This is a genomic window from Agarivorans sp. D1326 (genome assembly GCF_056958115.1).
Map to the genome: position 1 here is coordinate 40,290 of NZ_JBTWEN010000007.1, position 12,520 is coordinate 52,809.

At 46.0% G+C, this 12,520-nt stretch carries 11 protein-coding genes; 6 read left to right on the top strand and 5 right to left on the bottom strand.

Features of this window, described 5'->3' with window-relative positions; all coding sequences use genetic code 11:
* Positions 1 to 11 precede the first annotated feature (11 nt).
* Positions 12 to 1,277: a transcription termination factor Rho gene (rho, locus tag ACYFDN_RS14160; protein ID WP_040306731.1), complete on the bottom strand. Its 1,266-nt coding sequence runs from the start codon at positions 1,275 to 1,277 to the stop codon at positions 12 to 14.
* A gap of 201 nt (positions 1,278 to 1,478) precedes the next feature.
* Positions 1,479 to 1,805 carry a thioredoxin TrxA gene (gene trxA / locus ACYFDN_RS14165; protein WP_016400082.1) on the bottom strand — a complete coding sequence of 109 codons (327 nt, stop codon included), beginning with the start codon at positions 1,803 to 1,805 and terminating at the stop codon, positions 1,479 to 1,481.
* Positions 1,806 to 2,150: 345 nt separating this feature from the next.
* Here trxA and rhlB point away from each other — a divergent pair, with 345 nt between their 5' ends.
* Together rhlB and gppA are read left to right on the top strand one after the other, a co-directional pair.
* The gene (gene rhlB, locus ACYFDN_RS14170) at positions 2,151 to 3,440 is read left to right on the top strand and encodes an ATP-dependent RNA helicase RhlB (RefSeq protein ID WP_016400084.1); all 1,290 of its coding nucleotides are present in this window, start codon (positions 2,151 to 2,153) and stop codon (positions 3,438 to 3,440) included.
* A gap of 21 nt (positions 3,441 to 3,461) precedes the next feature.
* Complete coding sequence (gene gppA, locus ACYFDN_RS14175; protein ID WP_483511643.1) at positions 3,462 to 4,949, top strand: guanosine-5'-triphosphate,3'-diphosphate diphosphatase; 1,488 nt, start codon at positions 3,462 to 3,464, stop codon at positions 4,947 to 4,949.
* A 3-nt stretch (positions 4,950 to 4,952) separates the two neighbouring features.
* Here the strand turns inward: gppA and ACYFDN_RS14180 are convergent, their stop codons facing one another.
* The gene (locus tag ACYFDN_RS14180) at positions 4,953 to 5,747 is read right to left on the bottom strand and encodes a hypothetical protein (protein ID WP_483511645.1); all 795 of its coding nucleotides are present in this window, start codon (positions 5,745 to 5,747) and stop codon (positions 4,953 to 4,955) included.
* Positions 5,748 to 6,054: 307 nt separating this feature from the next.
* Here ACYFDN_RS14180 and purE point away from each other — a divergent pair, with 307 nt between their 5' ends.
* The 4 genes from purE to ACYFDN_RS14200 all read left to right on the top strand — a co-directional run bounded on the left by purE (position 6,055) and on the right by ACYFDN_RS14200 (position 9,801).
* Positions 6,055 to 6,552: a 5-(carboxyamino)imidazole ribonucleotide mutase gene (gene purE, locus ACYFDN_RS14185; protein WP_016400088.1), complete on the top strand. Its 498-nt coding sequence runs from the start codon at positions 6,055 to 6,057 to the stop codon at positions 6,550 to 6,552.
* A gap of 11 nt (positions 6,553 to 6,563) precedes the next feature.
* Positions 6,564 to 7,640, top strand: coding sequence for a 5-(carboxyamino)imidazole ribonucleotide synthase (gene purK / locus ACYFDN_RS14190; protein WP_040306733.1), 1,077 nt, complete (start codon positions 6,564 to 6,566; stop codon positions 7,638 to 7,640).
* Between the two features lie 135 nt (positions 7,641 to 7,775).
* The gene (locus ACYFDN_RS14195; protein WP_472589540.1) at positions 7,776 to 8,849 is read left to right on the top strand and encodes a GGDEF domain-containing protein; all 1,074 of its coding nucleotides are present in this window, start codon (positions 7,776 to 7,778) and stop codon (positions 8,847 to 8,849) included.
* 52 nt (positions 8,850 to 8,901) lie between these two features.
* Positions 8,902 to 9,801 carry a DMT family transporter gene (locus ACYFDN_RS14200; protein WP_483511647.1) on the top strand — a complete coding sequence of 300 codons (900 nt, stop codon included), beginning with the start codon at positions 8,902 to 8,904 and terminating at the stop codon, positions 9,799 to 9,801.
* Positions 9,802 to 10,061: 260 nt separating this feature from the next.
* Here the strand turns inward: ACYFDN_RS14200 and ACYFDN_RS14205 are convergent, their stop codons facing one another.
* A complete protein-coding gene (locus ACYFDN_RS14205; RefSeq protein ID WP_483511648.1) occupies positions 10,062 to 11,363 on the bottom strand; it encodes a hypothetical protein in 1,302 nt (433 codons plus the stop codon).
* 49 nt (positions 11,364 to 11,412) lie between these two features.
* The gene (gene hemB, locus ACYFDN_RS14210) at positions 11,413 to 12,405 is read right to left on the bottom strand and encodes a porphobilinogen synthase (protein ID WP_152785485.1); all 993 of its coding nucleotides are present in this window, start codon (positions 12,403 to 12,405) and stop codon (positions 11,413 to 11,415) included.
* Positions 12,406 to 12,520 lie beyond the last annotated feature (115 nt).

Genomic DNA, 12,520 nt, shown 5'->3' on the forward strand with positions numbered 1-12,520 from the left:
CCAGTTTTAACTTACTTCTTCTGCGCTTTCATCGCGTCAAAGAATTCATCATTGGTTTTGGTCATAGCCAATTTATCAATTAAGAACTCCATGGCGCCAGTTTCATCCATTGGATGAACAATTTTGCGCAAAATCCACATTTTTTGTAGTTCGTCAGCGCTAGTTAACAACTCTTCACGACGTGTGCCAGAGCGGTTAATGTCGATAGCTGGGTAAACACGTTTTTCTGCGATCTTACGGCTTAAGTGCAGTTCCATGTTACCGGTACCTTTAAACTCTTCGTAGATAACTTCGTCCATCTTAGAACCGGTATCTACAAGTGCAGTAGCGATAATAGTTAAGCTGCCACCTTCTTCTACGTTACGAGCCGCACCAAAGAAACGTTTTGGACGGTGCAATGCATTGGCGTCTACACCACCAGTTAATACCTTACCAGAAGAAGGAATTACTGTGTTGTAAGCACGCGCTAAACGAGTAATTGAATCAAGCAAGATAATTACGTCTTTCTTGTGCTCAACTAAACGCTTGGCTTTTTCAATTACCATTTCAGCCACTTGAACGTGACGGCTAGCAGGCTCGTCAAAGGTAGACGCAATCACTTCACCGCGAACCAACCGCTGCATCTCGGTTACTTCTTCCGGGCGCTCATCAATTAGCAATACAATCAATTCACACTCAGGGTGGTTAAATGCCACGTTTTGCGCAATGTTTTGCAGCAACATGGTTTTACCGGCTTTTGGCGGAGCAACAATCAACCCACGTTGGCCTTTACCGATAGGTGAAGCCAAATCTAATACACGTGCAGTGATGTCTTCGGTAGCGCCATTACCGCGCTCCATACGCAAACGATCATTAGCGTGCAGCGGGGTTAAGTTTTCGAATAAGATTTTGTTACGCGAGTTTTCTGGCTTGTCGTGGTTAACGATGCCAATTTTAAGCAAAGCAAAATAACGCTCACCTTCTTTAGGTGGGCGAATCTTACCTTCTACCGTATCACCGGTACGCAAGTTAAATCGACGGATTTGACTTGGAGAAACATAAATATCGTCAGGACCAGCTAAGTAAGAGCTGTCGGCGCTACGTAAAAAGCCGAAGCCATCTTGCAAAATCTCCAGCACACCATGACCAAAAATCGCTTCGCCGCTTTTCGCGTGAGCCTTTAAGATCGAGAAGATAATGTCTTGCTTGCGTAAGCGGGCTAGATTTTCTAAGCCCATTGACTCGCCTAGCGTAATCAGTTCATGGACGGGGGTATTTTTTAGCTCAGTTAAATTCATAATGGTGAGTTTTCAATTTTTATCGAAATAGGCTGACGGCAGCATGAGTTAGGTATAGTAGAGAAGCTTACTCGACTGTTTAGTCGGCCAAGAGGTAGCCTTTATTACGGGCGTAGGAAAAATTCGAAAATAAAATTAGCACTAATGTGGGGAAAGATCCAGCAAAAGCAGGCAACGAATGTCGACCTGCTCACATTGTTACTACAGGTTTTCGTCTAAAAACGCTGTTAGTTGGGCTTTTGATAGTGCACCAACCTTGGTAGCAGCTACTTTACCGTCTTTAAACAGCAGTAACGTTGGAATTCCGCGAATACCAAACTTTGGCGGTGTACCAGCATTTTGGTCGATGTTTAGCTTACCTACCACTACTTTGCCGTCGTATTCGTCAGCAACTTCGTCAAGGATAGGTGCAATCATTTTACAAGGTCCACACCATTCAGCCCAGAAATCAACTAGTACTGGTGTGCTTGAGTTTAGTACGTCTGCCTCGAAGCTGTCATCGCTCAGCTGAACTAATTTATCGCTCATTTAATACTCCAAAATTCTATGTTATCTGTCTCGATAATTTCATGACTATTTGAAATGATCCGACCAATGAATGCAAGCCTAAGCTCATTCCAAGGGAATCTAAGCTACTACCAATTAACATAAGTGCTAGCGAATCACCCCAATTTGGTTTTGCTCACAAAATCTCGCGAGTAAATAAAGAAAGGCAATAGACCGATATAATTGCAAGTAACTAGGGCCTACAGCGGATTCATCCATGGGAATTAACTGCAAATTCTCAGCGCTTAGATCACAGCCGCAAACAACTCAACACATTTACCAAGAATGGGTGCTGGTAGTGCCACTTAGCTGTGATATGCTTACGCAATGAGCAAAACACATTTAACAGAACTCCGATTTGCCGAGTTAGGACTGCAAGATAAGGTATTAACCGCCTTAGAGCAGCACGGCTATCACAATTGCACCCCAATCCAAGCGCAAAGCCTCCCAATCTTAACCACTGGTAAAGATATTGCGGGCCAAGCTCAGACCGGTACGGGGAAAACTCTAGCCTTTTTAGTTGCTACGTTTAATCATTTGCTAACCACAGCAGTGCCCGAAACGCGCCAACAAAATCAACCGCGTGCGATTATTCTCGCACCAACTCGCGAATTAGCTATTCAAATCCATAACGATGCCCGCTTACTTGCTAAAGCAACGGGCCTCAAGTTGGGTTTGGTCTATGGCGGTGAAGGTTATGCCAGTCAGCGTGCCACTTTAGATGAAGGTGTAGACATTCTTATCGGTACAACCGGGCGAATGATCGACTACTTCAAACAAGGTGCATTTAGCTTAAATGCCGTGCAAGCCATGGTATTAGATGAAGCTGATCGCATGTTCGACCTTGGCTTCATTAAAGACATTCGTTATTTAATGCGTCGCATGCCAGAACCAAAAGCGCGTTTAAACATGCTGTTCTCTGCCACGCTTTCTTTTAAGGTAAAAGAATTAGCGTTTGAGCATATGAACGAACCGGAACACGTTATTGTAGAGCCCGAACAAATGACCGGCGCTCGCATTCAAGAAGAACTGTTTTACCCGTCTAACGACGACAAAATGGCCTTGTTGCAAACTCTAATAGAAGAAGAGTGGCCAGAACGCGCCATAATTTTTGCTAATACTAAACACCGTTGTGAAGATATTTGGGGCCACCTAAGTGCCGACAAACATCGCGTTGGTTTGCTAACCGGTGATATACCGCAGCGTAAGCGAGTGCAAATACTTGAACAGTTCACCGAAGGTAAACTTGACGTATTAGTCGCTACCGATGTTGCAGCCCGTGGCTTGCACATTCCGTCGGTAACCCATGTTTTCAACTATGACTTACCCGACGATGCCGAAGATTACGTGCACCGTATTGGCCGAACAGGTCGCGCCGGCGCAAGTGGCCATGCCATTAGTCTTGCTTGTGAAGAATACGTATTTAATTTACCAGCCATTGAGGAGTACATTAAGCACCCAGTGCCGGTAAGCCAATATGATACCGAGGCGCTAATGCGTGATTTACCCAAGGCAACGCGAATCCATCGCACCAAAGGTAATAACAGCCGTGGCGGTAACCGCAAAAATAGTCGCGGTAATAGCGGTCACTCTAACCAGCGACGTCAGCGTCACTAAGCAGTAGATTCAAGGAACAGCGTGTCTAAAGTTTCACCCCTATATGCAGCCATTGATTTAGGTTCCAACAGCTTCCACATGTTAATTGTGCGGGAGTTGAGTGGAAGCGTGCAAACCATTGCCAAGGTGAAAAGAAAGGTGCGCTTAGCCGCAGGCTTAGATGCCAACGACAAGCTCGATCACGCATCCATGGTGCGTGGTTGGCAATGCTTGAGCTTGTTTGCCGAGCAGCTAAGAGATATACCAGAAGCGCAAATTAAAATTGTCGCCACAGCTACTTTGCGTCGCGCCACTAATGCTGATGAGTTTTTGCAGCAAGCCGAAAAAATTCTCAACCACAAGATCCATATCATTAGCGGCGAAACCGAAGCTAAAATTATTTACCGTGGCGTGGCACATACCAGCAGCGGCAGTGGCAAGCGTTTAGTCATTGATATTGGCGGTGCCAGTACCGAGCTAGTAGTCGGCGAGCAAAGCGAAGCCTTGCTACTGAACAGCCTAGATATGGGCTGTGTTACTTGGTTAAAACGTTTCTTCCAACAAGAGCTTAGCGAAACCAACTTTCAGTTAGCCATTGATGCAGCTAAAGAAGTGATCTCCCCAGTACTTAGCGATTATCGCCGTCTAGGTTGGCAAAGCAGCGTGGGCGCTTCAGGCACTATTCAAGCACTGTTAGAAATTATTACCGCTCAAGGTCTTGATGAACGTATTACCTACCAAAAATTAAAGGCAATTCAACAACAAGTGGTTGCTTGCGGCACGCTTGAAAAGCTTGATATTAAAGGTTTGCTTGAAGAGCGAAAACCGGTCTTTGCATCTGGTTTAGCGATACTAATTGCGCTATTCGAAAGCCTGCAAATCGAGTCACTTTCCTTAGCCGGAGGTGCCTTACGTGAAGGACTGGTATATGGCCTACTGAGCCAAAAAGATACCAGCAGTGTAAGAGCCCGCACCGTAGAAAGCTTTGTAAAACGTCATCGCATCGACAATCAACACGCCGAACGCGTAGCGAACTGTGCCTTAGCTATGGCGCAACAAGTAACACCTAAGCTTAGTGATCGCGCTTTAAGCCTGTTGAAGTGGGCAGCTATGTTCCACGAAGTAGGGTTAAATATTGAGTTTAAGAAAGCGCCCCAACACGCCGCATATATTATTGATCATTCAGATTTGCCCGGTTTTACCAGCGCACAAAAACACTTTGTCTCCTGCCTTTTGTTAAACCAGCGTGGTGATTGGCAAAGCGAACTTCTTGCTCAACAAAATGCCTTAGAAAAGCCCGAAGCTTTAGTGCTGGCTAGATTGTTACGCATTGCCATTATCGTGTGCATGCGCCGCACCGAAGGTAGCGTACCTAAGATAAGCGTGTTTCAAGCCGAAGAGGATTGGCGGCTATGTTTTCCACCCACCTGGAATGAACAACATCCTTTACGCGCAGCCGAACTAGAGCTGGAAGCAAAAGTGCAAAGCCAAGCGGGTTATCCCTTAGAGATTATTGAAGCACTTTGTTAAGTGCTAGTTAGGTGTTGCCAACTCAATTTTTACTCGTCGGCGATAATTAAGTAAATCAAAGTCTTCTCGCCAGTATTCTTCAATCAGCTTATCCAACAAGCCACTGTCTTCAGCCTTTTTTAAAGCATCTTCGATAATGGCCGCCAGCTCAGGCTGAGAGTTACTCACGTAAAACTGAAAATCACGCTCATACTGCAAAATTAAATAGGGCTCTATCGCTAAATAAGGGTGTTGTAGTGAGTCATTAATAATCTCGGTAAAGCCACGTGAGAAATAGTCGATACCGCGTTTATGGTTAGCCACCATTTTGTATAAACGACGCCACTCTCCATCAACTTCAACGGTTTTTAGCTGGTTGGCTTGCCATACATCTACATCAAACCAATTTTTGCCAAAACCACCGGTTTTATCCAGCTTTTGAAAGTCTTCTAGCGTATTTACAAAACGATAAGCGTCAACCTCAGAGCGCGGCACCAGCAATAATCGGTGACCAATTAAGCCGTTGGTTAAGCCCACACGAACTGGGGTGAAATTTGGATCTTTATCACGCTCGGCCGACGCTAACAGCCACACCAAACTTAATTGGCCATTACGTAGCATCGACTCAGCCCGTTTTTGCGGTAAGTTAGATGAAGGAACATCAATCACCGGCTGGTGACCAGCTTCAAGCAGGGCTTGCTCTAGCAGTTCATGATAAAAAATGTGTGAATCATCGGAATAAGCAGGCAAACGTAACTCTACGTTAGCTGCCATTAGCGGGGCACTGAGTAGAGATAAAATAACCACAAGTTTCCACATTGCTTCTCTCCTTAGAGGCTAATGAATTCTATTGTTAGCTATAGGCTACTGTACTCATTTAACAGTAGTCCAAATCTACTAAATTCGTATTGATTAAGCAGTAAACATCACAAAAATAGCAAGCACCTGAACTTTTACCCAAACAAAGCACTGTACGGCTAGAACAAAATTCGATTTTGTTGGCTAACACTGCGCTAATATTGACCTTAGCGGGTAAGGCTGGCAAACTGCGCGCGCAAATAGACAACAATTTTGTTGCCGCTAAGAAACGTGTTACCACTGTGCTATTTAAGTCGAGGAGAATACAATGCCACAACCACAAGTTGCCATCATCATGGGGTCAAAAAGTGATTGGCCAACTATGGAAAACGCCGCCGAAGTACTAGAACAATTGGGCGTTGAATTTGAGGTTGAAGTAGTTAGTGCTCACCGCACTCCCGACAAATTAATGGAATTTTCAGCCAACGCTGCCGACCGTGGTATTAAAGTGATTATTGGTGGTGCCGGCGGCGCTGCTCACTTGCCAGGCATGGTGGCGTCTAAAACCCGTTTACCAGTACTTGGTGTGCCAGTTCAAAGTAAAGCCTTAAACGGTATGGATAGCTTGTTATCGATTGCCCAAATGCCAAAAGGCGTAGCAGTTGGTACTCTTGCCATTGGCACTGCTGGTGCTTATAACGCGGGATTGTTTGCTGCACAGATTTTAGCTACGACTAACCCTGAACTAGCTGAGCGTATCGAGGCTTTCCGCAGTGCCCAAACAGAATCAGTATTAGCCCACCCAGATCCTCGCGTAGCTGAGTAGTGGTAAGCAAAATGAATAAGATTTGGATTTTAGGTGCGGGCCAATTGGGAGCAATGCTAAAACACGCAGCGCAACCATTAAACATTGAGGTTCGCCCAGTAGAAACTGACGAGACTGATACCTTTGATATCGCTGCCAACGACATTATTACCGTTGAGCGCGAGCACTGGCCAGTAACGCCAGCCACCGAGCAGCTTACCCAACACTCAAGCTTTCTTAACGGCCCGGCTTTAGCTCAGCTAGCTGACCGAGCAAGCCAAAAGAAATTGCTCGACAGCTTAGGTTTAGCCACCGCCCCTTGGGTAGATGTAAAACAAGGTCACAGCGCTGAACAACTGTTTGCTGAGTTAGGCGAACGAGTATTACTAAAGCAGCGCTCCGGCGGCTACGACGGCAAAGGCCAGCATTGGTTAAAGCTTAGTGGCAACGCTGAACAACGTGCCATTCCACAAGACTGGTTAGATCATTGTATTGCAGAACAAGCGATAGGGTTCGACGAAGAAGTATCACTTATTGGTATGCGCCATGCCAACGGTGACACCGCATTCTACCCACTAGCGATTAACCAGCATCATGAAGGTATTTTATTAGCCACGGTATCACCGGTTGCGAGTAAAGCTAGCCTTCAGGGCCAGGCTGAAAATATGCTCGGTAAGCTAATGGACTCGCTAGATTACGTGGGTGTAATGACCATGGAATGCTTCCAGGTTGGCGATAAGTTGCTGATTAATGAGATAGCACCTCGAGTTCACAACAGCGGCCACTGGACCCAAGCAGGCTCTAGCCTTAGTCAGTTCGAGGCGCATATTCGAGCCGTGGCAGATTTGCCCTTAGTGCAACCTTTGGTTAAAACCCAAAGCGTAATGCTTAATCTGATTGGTGTTGAGTACAATCATCAGTGGCTATGCGTGCCAGGGGTGGAGGTATTTTGGTATGGCAAAGACGTTCGTCCAGGGCGTAAAGTTGGCCACATAAACATCAGCATTGCAGAGCGTTCACAATTACTAGCAAGTTTAGCGAAATTAGAACCGCTGATGACGCCTGTATACGCCGACGCAATAGCTTGGTTAATTAAGCACCTAGATTAAGTAACTTGGCAATGTAACCAAGGTTACATTGCCAAACTTTCGATTAAACAGTCGCGATCTAAGCTAATTCACAGTAGTTTTACTTTTTCAGGTATACAATCGTTTTTATTTGAGTATTAACTGTAAGGAACACGGTTGCTCAACAAGATACTTAACATAGGCACCAGCAAAGGAAAGCGTCACGCCGTTCGTATGACCAATCTATTTGTGGTTATAGGCCTGCCTTTACTTGCCCTAAACGTTATTGTTCAAGCGCTTGAGCACAACATTACGGTGGTTGAATTCTGGCTGGTTAATGGCTTAGTGGTATTTGCTTACACCCTAACGCTGCTGTTTAACTGGTTAAATCAAAATGACCTAGCCCGAGCCTGGCTGTTAACGGTATTTGTTCTCGATATTACTTTGGCCTCTACCCGTTGGTTTGGTATCGAGTCCTTCATTTTCTTCCATCTTATTGTTATTTATCCAGTGGCATTCTTGCTATGGCAAGAAAAACCGTCCATTCGCAATGCCATTTTAGCCCTAATAAGCGTGGCCTTTTTTGCGGTATTCTACTGGCCAAGCGACCCTATGTTCCCTAGTGATGTAGAGCAAAAACGAAGTTCTATGGGCTTGGTCTTTATTAACTGCGCCATTCTATTAAGTATTGTGGCCAAGCTGTTTTCTATCGATACTCAGCGCGCTCATCGCCACCTTGCTGAGCAAGCGCGCATCGACCCGCTCACCAATATCTTGAATCGCCGAGAATTAGAGCGCCAGCTTGATACTCAATGTGAATCAGTATTAAGCATGGCAGTGATGCTGTTTGATATAGACAAATTTAAACACATTAATGACCAATACGGCCATCACACCGGTGATGATGCGCTAAAACATGTTGTAGCCTGCGTAAAACAACAACTCCCTGAAGAGGCAATGTTTGCCCGATTTGGCGGCGATGAATTTTGTATATTATGGGCCAATTGCCAGCGCCAACATGCGCAAGACTTAGCCAATATCATTGTCAAACAAGTTGCCGAAAAACCTTGCTCGGTTAACGACCAACACCTCGCTATTAGCATTAGCATGGGCATTGCCTTTGAAACCCAAAGAAAAGATTTGTCCCGTTTGTTGATTGACGCCGACAATGCCATGTATGCTGCCAAACGCAAAGGTCGTAATACCTTTGTCACCACTTGGGCACAGCCAAGCCAAGCGGTACCTGCCTAAGTTAACTCAGCGTTTCACTTAGCCCTCTCTTATTGCGTTTTAGGAGCATACATTGAGTTATGAATGGTTAGCCTTGCTGGCCGCTGCCCTTTGGGCGTGCACCAGCTTAATCTCGGTAACCCCTAGCCGAGTGATGGGCGCTTTTGCCTATAGCCGCTGGCGCATGGGTTTAGTGAGCCTAATGCTGCTTGGTGCCGCTTTATACAATAACCAATGGCAAATGATTAGCCTGTCGCAAGCGGGATTGTTTGCTTTGTCGGGCTTTATTGGCGTATTTGTTGGCGACACCGCCTTGTTTGCTTGTATGAACCGCCTAGGGCCCCGCCGCGCCAGCTTGTTATTTGCTTGTCACGCGGCTTTCTCTGCCTTTTTAGGAGTATGGCTATTTAATGAAGATTTACTTGGTTGGTCGCTACTGGGCGCTGCTTGTTTGTTCTTAGGCGTGATATTGGCTGTTAGTTTTGGTCGCCGAAGTGAGCAGCACAGCTGGGAAAAAATTACCGGCTCAGTCAGCATAGCGGTTGCTTTGGGGTTAACGGCCGCACTCTGCCAAAGCCTTGGAACAGTGATGCTAAAACCGCTGATGAGCGCCCCAGAATACAGTGCTATAGACCCAGTAGCGGGCTCAGCATTGCGAATGTTAAGTGCTTTTTCAGCCCACTTTTTGTTATGGCTAAGTGGTTACAAACTTGCAAGAACACTTATGCCGATTAACTCAAAGCTATTTGTTATGATCGCCGCCAACGGTTTTTTAGCCATGGCGGTCGGCATGACATTAATGTTGTTTGCCCTAAGGCATGGCGATGTATCAGTGGTTGCCCTGTTATCATCAACTTCACCAGTATTGGTGCTGCCGCTGTTATGGATAGTAACCAAACAAGCGCCTACTCGCTCGGCCTGGCTTAGCGCCGGTTTATGTGTACTAGGCAGCGCCTTGCTAATATTTGGCTAGGGGCTGTTGAACTTTGGTGTTGAAATTTTGTTCGAGATAAGCGGGCTTTAATCGCGGCGAGCACTTAGAAGCCTAGTGGGCTAAGCAAGAAGTGCTTAACAAAGAGTAGAGTTCGCTTATCCGAACCCTTCGGGCAGCATTTCTTAGCCATTGATTCAGCCTTAGCGAGTGATTATTAAGCCCACTTAACTGCACACTCTCTGCCTTGCCTAAATGGCTAATAAATTGCTGCAAGAATCATCAGCAAAGATCAACAGCCCCTAGTGTTCAGGGTTAAGAAAAGCCGGCAAGTGGGCGATGCGCTGGTCAATAAAAAACACTTTTTGCTGATACAACTCAGAGTTTGTAGAACCATAAACTTGGGCAAAGCTTTGCTCACTAATGCCTTCGGCTAAATCATCTATCCGTGGGAAAAATGCCTGTTCTGAGCGTGCGGAGCGCATAGCAGCCAAAAACATTTCCGCTTTATCGAGATTCTTCGCCGATTCGGCAAACTCAATGCCAGTCCGGTCAGCTGCTAGATCGGCAAAACTAAAACCACTGCCACCCTCTAAAGAATCAAATAGCTCTTTAAACTCTCCAATAGAAGCACTAAAACCTTGCTCTGCAGCCATGCTCAAGCCCGCCGAATAAACAAAGTGCAGCAGTAAGTCTCTGCGCCCTGCAAGGGTAACATTGTTTGGAGCGGCTTCTAGAGTCAGGTCATCAGCAAAACGTTGCGCCATCACTTTTTGAAAAGTGCCTTGGCTGAAAAAAATCGCCATTGCCCACACTAAAGCCTGTTGCTCTTGTAGAACATCGCTTTGCTCACCTCGCATTGCGACATCAAAGCTCAGTGGGTACAGATAGTCATATAAAGAAATGGCTTGTTGTTCACCATACTGCTTTCTTAACTGGCTTAACTTTTGATAGTAAATCGCCACTGGTAAGCTAGCTAGCTGCGGATCTTTCAACTGATTGAGATTCTTATAAGCACCAGCAACTTTTAAACCTAAATCCTCTACTGGCTCAACCTTAAACTGCACCTGCTGCTGGCTAACGTCTACTGCTTTAATGCTAGCTAATAGCTCTTCGGCTTGTAACTCTGGGAACAAACGCTCTGCCAAGCGCAGCGCTATGTGTTGCGCCATGCTGCCCGGTAAGCTTAATTGACCTACCTTCCATTGACCAAACTGCAAACCTTGAGTTGAGGTATGCAAGCTAATTTCGCTGTTTACATAGCCTTGGTAAATGCTCGTAGGCAAGGCAATGCTGCCACTTAGGCGTAACTCAGATTCGGCAAACGCTGCTTCAGCATCTAAACCACTAAAAGCAGTGGAAGATAAAGCTAACAAGCCATCTAGCTGCTGTTGGCTAAGTTGAATATCAACCGATTGCTGCCCGCCACGAAAAAGCTGCAAGTTTTGTTTAAGCCAGTCTTTAGCATCGGCAACTTGCCGAGCACTCACCGAAGGAGGAGTGAGCACGGTAGCTTGCTTAGATACCATCAACGCAAAGGCGATTAATACCGCCAGAGCAAGCAATAAACTAAGGCTGAGTAGGGCAAACAGTATTTTCTTCATATTACAATAAAGCCCCTCGGTGGGGGCTTAGCAACTACCTAGTAAGGATTTATTTAGTTTCGGCTAACCACTGCGCTACGTCTTTAGCGAAGTAAGTTAAAATGCCATCGGCGCCGGCCCGTTTAAAGGCAAGTAAAGATTCAAGCACTACCGGGCGCTCGGCTAACCAACCATTCTCAATGGCGGCTTTATGCATCGCATACTCGCCACTCACTTGGTAAGCAAAGGTAGGCACTGCAAAGGCATCTTTAACTTGGCGAACCACATCTAAATAGGGCATACCTGGCTTTACCATTACCATGTCGGCGCCTTCTTCAATATCTAAAGCCACTTCATGTAGTGCTTCTTGACCATTGGCAGGATCCATTTGGTAAGTCTTTTTATTGCCACCTTTAAGGTTACCAGAACTACCCACTGCATCGCGGAATGGTCCGTAGTAGCTAGAGGCGTATTTGGCTGAATAAGCCATGATCATGGTGTTGTGATAACCCGCTTCCTCTAACGCTTCTCGAATAGCGGCAATTCTGCCGTCCATCATATCCGATGGCGCAACAACATCAGCCCCTGCGGCTGCATGAGATAAGGCCTGTTTCACCAGAATCTCGGTGGTTATATCGTTTTGCACATAACCTTCGTCATCGATAATGCCGTCTTGGCCATGAGTGGTGAACGGGTCCAATGCCACATCGGTCATCACTCCAAGTTCAGGAAAAGCTTGTTTAAGTGCGCGCACCGCTCGTTGCGCTAGGGCATCGTCGGCATAGGCTTGCTCAGCCAACAGTGACTTTTGCTCAAGCGGCGTTACCGGGAACAGGGCAATCATCGGCACACCTAAGGCCACTAATTGCTCAGCTTCTTTTAACAGCAGATCAATGCTAAAACGCTTTACACCCGGCATGGACGCAACCGTTTCTGTTTGGTTTTCCCCTTCAATCACAAACATTGGGTAAATCAAATCATCAACACTTAACTGGTTTTCACTGGCTAGGCGACGAGAGAAATCATGACGGCGAATTCGACGCATGCGGGTGGCAGGGAACATTCTTGATACACTCACTCAGCGCTCCTTAATTATGTTGCTGTTAGCATCTAGCGCTACTTTAAGCGGCTAATGCTTAGCGAGCAAGTGTATGTAACAGTTTTTCTTAACAGTTTCA

What these genes read in the sequence shown, in the direction of transcription:
- hemB (WP_152785485.1), bottom strand. Translation starts at nt 12,405, where the DNA reads ATGTTCCCTGCCACCCGCATGCGTCGAATTCGCCGTCATGATTTCTCT.
- rho (WP_040306731.1), bottom strand. Translation starts at nt 1,277, where the DNA reads ATGAATTTAACTGAGCTAAAAAATACCCCCGTCCATGAACTGATTACG.
- ACYFDN_RS14205 (WP_483511648.1), bottom strand. Translation starts at nt 11,363, where the DNA reads ATGAAGAAAATACTGTTTGCCCTACTCAGCCTTAGTTTATTGCTTGCT.
- rhlB (WP_016400084.1), top strand. Translation starts at nt 2,151, where the DNA reads ATGAGCAAAACACATTTAACAGAACTCCGATTTGCCGAGTTAGGACTG.
- purE (WP_016400088.1), top strand. Translation starts at nt 6,055, where the DNA reads ATGCCACAACCACAAGTTGCCATCATCATGGGGTCAAAAAGTGATTGG.
- trxA (WP_016400082.1), bottom strand. Translation starts at nt 1,805, where the DNA reads ATGAGCGATAAATTAGTTCAGCTGAGCGATGACAGCTTCGAGGCAGAC.
- ACYFDN_RS14180 (WP_483511645.1), bottom strand. Translation starts at nt 5,747, where the DNA reads ATGTGGAAACTTGTGGTTATTTTATCTCTACTCAGTGCCCCGCTAATG.
- purK (WP_040306733.1), top strand. Translation starts at nt 6,564, where the DNA reads ATGAATAAGATTTGGATTTTAGGTGCGGGCCAATTGGGAGCAATGCTA.